Source organism: Wolbachia endosymbiont of Tettigetta isshikii, from assembly GCF_041154185.1.
Classification (GTDB): domain Bacteria; phylum Pseudomonadota; class Alphaproteobacteria; order Rickettsiales; family Anaplasmataceae; genus Wolbachia.
The window spans coordinates 1-5,598 of sequence record NZ_JBFTEN010000033.1 but is presented as its reverse complement, the minus strand read 5'-3'; the positions used below and the strand labels follow the sequence as shown (position 1 = coordinate 5,598).

At 34.6% G+C, this 5,598-nt stretch carries 4 protein-coding genes; all 4 read right to left on the bottom strand.

Annotation, left to right across the window (positions count from 1 at the left end):
- Positions 1 to 58 precede the first annotated feature (58 nt).
- A complete protein-coding gene (locus tag AB6N09_RS05465) occupies positions 59 to 229 on the bottom strand; it encodes a hypothetical protein (RefSeq protein ID WP_411131921.1) in 171 nt (56 codons plus the stop codon).
- Positions 226 to 696, bottom strand: coding sequence for an ankyrin repeat domain-containing protein (locus AB6N09_RS05460; RefSeq protein WP_411131920.1), 471 nt, complete (start codon positions 694 to 696; stop codon positions 226 to 228). The genes AB6N09_RS05465 and AB6N09_RS05460 overlap by 4 nt, the downstream gene beginning before the upstream one ends.
- A complete protein-coding gene (locus tag AB6N09_RS05455; RefSeq protein WP_411131919.1) occupies positions 687 to 1,262 on the bottom strand; it encodes an ankyrin repeat domain-containing protein in 576 nt (191 codons plus the stop codon). Before AB6N09_RS05455 ends, AB6N09_RS05460 begins: the two co-directional genes overlap by 10 nt.
- A 140-nt stretch (positions 1,263 to 1,402) precedes the next feature.
- Positions 1,403 to 5,598 (bottom strand): ankyrin repeat domain-containing protein (locus AB6N09_RS05450; protein ID WP_411131918.1); only part of this gene is annotated, 4,196 nt, incomplete at its 5' end.

The window sequence follows — 5,598 nt, the reverse complement described above, 5'->3', positions numbered from 1 at the left end:
ATATAAATTTGCGGTTTTCATTTTAACTATGTGGCGTTTAAGAGCTTCAGCAGTTGCTTCATACACCACGATCAGGATCATAATAACAATCATCATCAAAGCCATAGTTGTTGAGTTGACTATAAAATGACCTTATCCCAGCCATAGCATGATCAAGAGGTGTATGATTATTTCTACTCGTAATATTAATATCAGAGCCATACTCCAGAAGAGTTGCAACAACTTCTATATGTCCTTCTTGAGAAGCAATATGCCATACTCATCTCTAGAGTTAATATCAGCACCAAATTTCAAGATAGTCTCAATAATTTCCTGATAACCTTTTTGAGCACCCAAGTGCAGTGGTGTGATGTCACTTTTAATTTTAGAATCAACTTTGGCACCGCATTCTAGCAATACTTTTACAACCTCTTTATGACCCTTTTGAGTTGCAATGTGCAGTGCAGTGAATCCATCCTTTTGCTTAGCATTTACATTAGCTCCTTTATTCAAAAGCATTGTGCTAATTTCTTCATTTCCTCTTTGAGCAGAAAGATGGAGTGGTGTGATGTCACTTTTTACTCCAGAGTTAATGTTTGCATTATATTCCAAAAGAGCTTCAACAACTTTTGCATATCCTTTTTGAGTAGCAGCATGAAGTGTTGTTACACCATTTTTAGTTTGAGCGTTTACATTAGCGTCCTTATTTAGAAGCAGTTTAGCAATTTCTCCCTTAATATTAATATCAGGATCTTCATTAGTAAGAAATCCAAAAAACCTTCACTTTCACTTAAAGCAGTAAAATGCAATGCTGTTCTTCCATATTTATCACTAGAATTAATATCAGCATCATGTTGCAAAAGAGCTTCAACGATTTCTATGCATTCCTTCTTAACAGCAATATTCAGTAGTTCAGGATTATCTTTTACATTAGCTCTATTAGTTAAAAGTAGCTTGGTAATTTTTAAATCGGCATTCTCAATAGCATAAAATATTGGAGTTTTTCCGGTTTTGTCTTGAGCATTTATATCAGCTTCATAGCTTATCAATAATTTAGCTACTTCTTCCTGTTTGATTTTTGCTGCACTATGTAAAGGAGTAAAACCTTCTTTAGATGTTGAATTGTGTAACGTATTAACATCAGCACCATACTTCAATAGGTCTTCAACAATTTTCAAATATCCTTTTTCAACAGCAGCATGTAATAACTTAGGACAATAAATATATCTAGTAGAATCAAATGGTAAACTTGTAGCTGTGATGTGGAGTATAAAGTAGCCCATCTAACAAAAATTTGTACTTTTTTCTATATCTACTTTCCCTTAATTTGACTTTATGGCTTGCTGAAACTCAGATATTGTAACTGATTCAAGTATAATATAACATTAACTTAGGTTATGTATAAATATTTCAATAGTATTATTCAAAGTTTCAAACTTTTAACTCCACTTTCTATATTGACGTCTTGTAAATTTTGATCTGGCTTTTTTAGCATTTCTATCAATTTACTCGCAACATTCTTATGTCCATTAGCTATAGCAACTTGCAATAATGTATTTCCTTGATTATTACGAGCATTTGTTATAGCTAAGAACTCATCAGGTTTCACTGCTCTTAGCTTGCTGATAGATTCAACATTACCATTTTTTATATCTCTAAACAATTCTTCGATTAATTTCAGTAAGTTAGTAACTTTTTGGTTCTTAGAAAGATCAATAGGTATTTTACTTTCTTTGTTCTCGATTTTATAAGTTGCACCATGTTTTAATAAAGATTTTACAACTTCCAAGGAGCCACCTTTAGCTGCAACATGAAGTGATGTAGTACCACTAGAAGTAGTTTTAGCATTAACAAAGTCATTTAATTTGTCATGACTGATATGCTGTAACAGAACCTCAACAATTTCTTTGTAACCTTTGGAAGTAGCAGTGTGTAACGGTGTATTACCTTTATTAGTAACTTGACTAACATTAGCTCCATTTTTTAGTAAGATGTTCACAATATCTATGTGTCCATTGCTAACAGCGTAATGCAACGGTGTTCTTCCATCAATATCTTTATCATTGGCATCAGCTCCATCTTGTAATAGATGCTGAACAGTTTGTATATCACCTTTACTAGCAGCAATGTTGATATCTTTCTGCAGATGCTGGAGAATCTCTGATGCTTTGCTACCCTCAATTTTAAATCTAAAATTAATCATCTCTATCTTTTTTAAAATATCTAAAACACTCGGATGACTTGGTCCAAAAACAGCTTTGCTTTGATCAAAACTTTCTCTGTAGACTTTAAGTGCGCTGATCCATTTGCCTTGAGCAAAAAGTACATTTGCTACGTTGTATTGAGTATCCAAGGTGTCTGGGTGATTTTGTTGTAAAGCTTTTTTCTGGAAATTTAAAACCTCTTGAAAAGCTTTCAAGGCTTCATGATATTTATTTTGTTTGAAGAGTACCCCAGCAATGTTATGCAACGTTCTCAAGGTATCAGCATGATTAATACCTAAAATTATTTTCTTCTTTTCAAAAACCTCTTTATAGATTTTTAAGGACTCTTCATATTTACCTTGGTTAGCTAGTACCATTGCTATATTATTTTGGGCACACACAGTGGCTGGATGATGTGTGCCTAATGTTTCCTTATACTTTTTAAAAACTGCCCTATTGATATTTAACGCTTCTTCATGTTTTCCCTGTCTATCTAATACTAATGCCATGTGAAACTGAGTATTTAAGGTATCTGAATGATTTGACCCTAGTATTTCCTTTTGTTTCGGATAGATTTCTTGATAAATATTAAAAGCTTTTTCATCTTTCCCCTGTCTATGCAGCACTAAAGCGATTGTACTTCTTGTACTTAAAGTATCCTTATCATTTAAACCCAGCATTTCTTTTTGTTTCTGAAAAATCTCTTCAAGCATATTTAAAGCTTCTTGGTAAGTTCCTTGCTTGTATAGCACGTCGGCTATATATGTCTGAATATCTAAAGTACCAGGATTACCTGGTCCTAGTATTTCTTTTCTTCTTTCAAATGCGCTTCTGAAAATACTTAAGGCTCTTTGGTAATTGCCTTGATTCAAGAGCACTAAAGCTGTATCAATCTGAGTGGAAACTTCACTTTGCGATATCTGTTTCAACTGCTCGACTTTTGAAAAGTTACTATGTACTGCAGCAACTACTAACGTTTTGTTCTCTCTATTACAAGCACTCATCACGGCTTTTACTGTATCAATATCCTTTATCTTATTTAGGTAATTAATAACTTGAACATTACCTTCTTTAACTTTTTTAAATGACTCACTAATTAATTTAAATAAACTAGTTATATCTCTATCTACAGTGAAGTCTGATGGTGTTTTACCGCTGTCAGAACCAGCATTATATACTGCACCATGGGACAGTAGAGCTTTTACAGTTTTTAAATGTGAGAACTTAGCAGCATAATGTATAGGAGTAAATCTTTTGCTACCAACCGCATTAGGATTGGCTTTATTCTGTAATAGAATTTTGACAACTCCGTCATAGCCTTTCCATGCAGCATAATGTAATGACGTTCCACTATCAGCATTTTTTGCATTAATAAATGCTCCTGCTCTAATGTCATTCTCAACCTCTGAAGAGCTATTACGTTTTACAGACTCAAATAATTTTTCAGTTGATGCTAATAAATTGATAACATCTTTGTTGTTAGTAATTTCTAAAGGTCTTCTATAAAGCTTATCAACAGCATTATAAATTGCGCCATTTTTTAATAAAACTTCAATAACATCTTTATAACCAAAGTTAGCAGCAATATGCATAGGGGTTAGGCCATTAGTATCTTTAGCATTAACGTCAGCACCTTGTGCTATCAAGTATTTTACAACTTCTAACTGACCTTTCATTGCAGCATAGTGCAGTAATGTCTGGTTAACTGCACCAAGCTCATTAACACTTAACCCCTTACTAAGGAAAAACTTTACAGTGTCTTTGTAACCTTCTCTGGCTGCAATATGTATAGGTTTTGAGCCTGAGGCATTTTTAGCATTAATATTAGACCCTTCATCTACTAGACATTTTACCATTTCTAAGTTACTTGCCTGTGAAGCAATGTGCAGTATCGTCCAATCATCATTGCCTTTAGCGTTCATATCTACTTTTTTATACTGCAGTAACATTTTCACCACTTGCAAATGACCATGTGCAACTGCTAATTCTATAGGTGTTCTGCTCTTATTGTCCTTAACATCAACTTTTGCTCCATTACTTAATAGGACTTCAACAACATTAACATGGCCGTGTCCTGCAGCTGTATGTAGTGGAGCACCTTCAACATTTACAACGTTAACGTTAGCCCTGTTTGCTATCAAAACTTCAGCAACTTCTTCATGGCCTTCTTGTGCTGCAAGATATAATGGTGTTGTACTATTAATAGTCATAGCATCAACATTGGCTCCCCTTGCTATCAGAGCATTTACTATCTCCTTGTGGCCTCTTTTAGCAGCCAAATGTAATGGTGTAGCATCTTCAGGACCTTTCATATTAATACGGGCCTTGTTTTTTATCAAAATCTCTACAATATCCCTATAACCAGCGAGCACTGCTAGTGATAAAGGTTCACCACTTTCTGCATTAACACTAGCTCCATTTTCTATAAGAACTTCAACGATCTCCTTGTGGTTATGCTTAATAGCAGAAAGCAATGGTGTTAGGTTGTTACTCTTAACATTAACATTGGCTCTATTTGCTATCAAAATCCCAACGATTTCCTTATGACCTGCTTCCACAGCTACATATAATGGTGTACTACCTGCAATACCTTCCACATTAACTTTGGCTTTATTTTTTATTAAAAGGTTCACAATATCTTTGTGACCCCCTACAATAGCCGCATGTAAAGGTGTAAGACCATAATTAGTGCTAGTATTGACTTCAGCTTTACTTTTGATTAGAAAAGCAATAGCGTCTTTATGTCCACTTAGAGCAGCTACATGCAATGGCGTCATGCCATCATTAGTTCTAGCATCAACTTCAGCTTTATTTTTTATTAGAAGATCAATAATATCTTTGCTACCATTCATTGCAGCTGCATGTAATGGTGTACTACCCTTACTGTCTTGAGCTCTAACTTCAGCTTTATTTCTTATTAGGAGTTCAATAATATCTTTGTGACCTTTCAGAGCAGCTACATGTAATGGTGTTAGATTATTATTGGCCTTATCATTGATTTCTACTCCATTTTTTATTAAAAGCTCAGCAACTGCCTTATGACCACTCTCTGCTGCATAGTGTAATGGCGTAGCATTATTCTTATCTTTAGCACAAATGTTAACCCCATGCTCGAGGAGAGCAGCAACTATTTTCAAGTGGCCACTCTGCACTGCAAAATGTAGTGGGGTTATACCTTCCACAGTGGCAATACTAGCATTTGCCTTATTTGTCAGTAAAGCCTTAACAATTTTCTCATGTCCACCTTTTGCTGCGTAGTGCAAAGGTGTGTTATTATAGGTTTTGTCAACAACATTAACATTAGCTCCATGCTTCAATAAAATATTAGCTATCTTTTCATGACCGTTTTCTATTGCATAGTGTAGCGGTGTACAACCATCTATAACTCTGGAGTTAACATCGGCTCCTTTGAGAA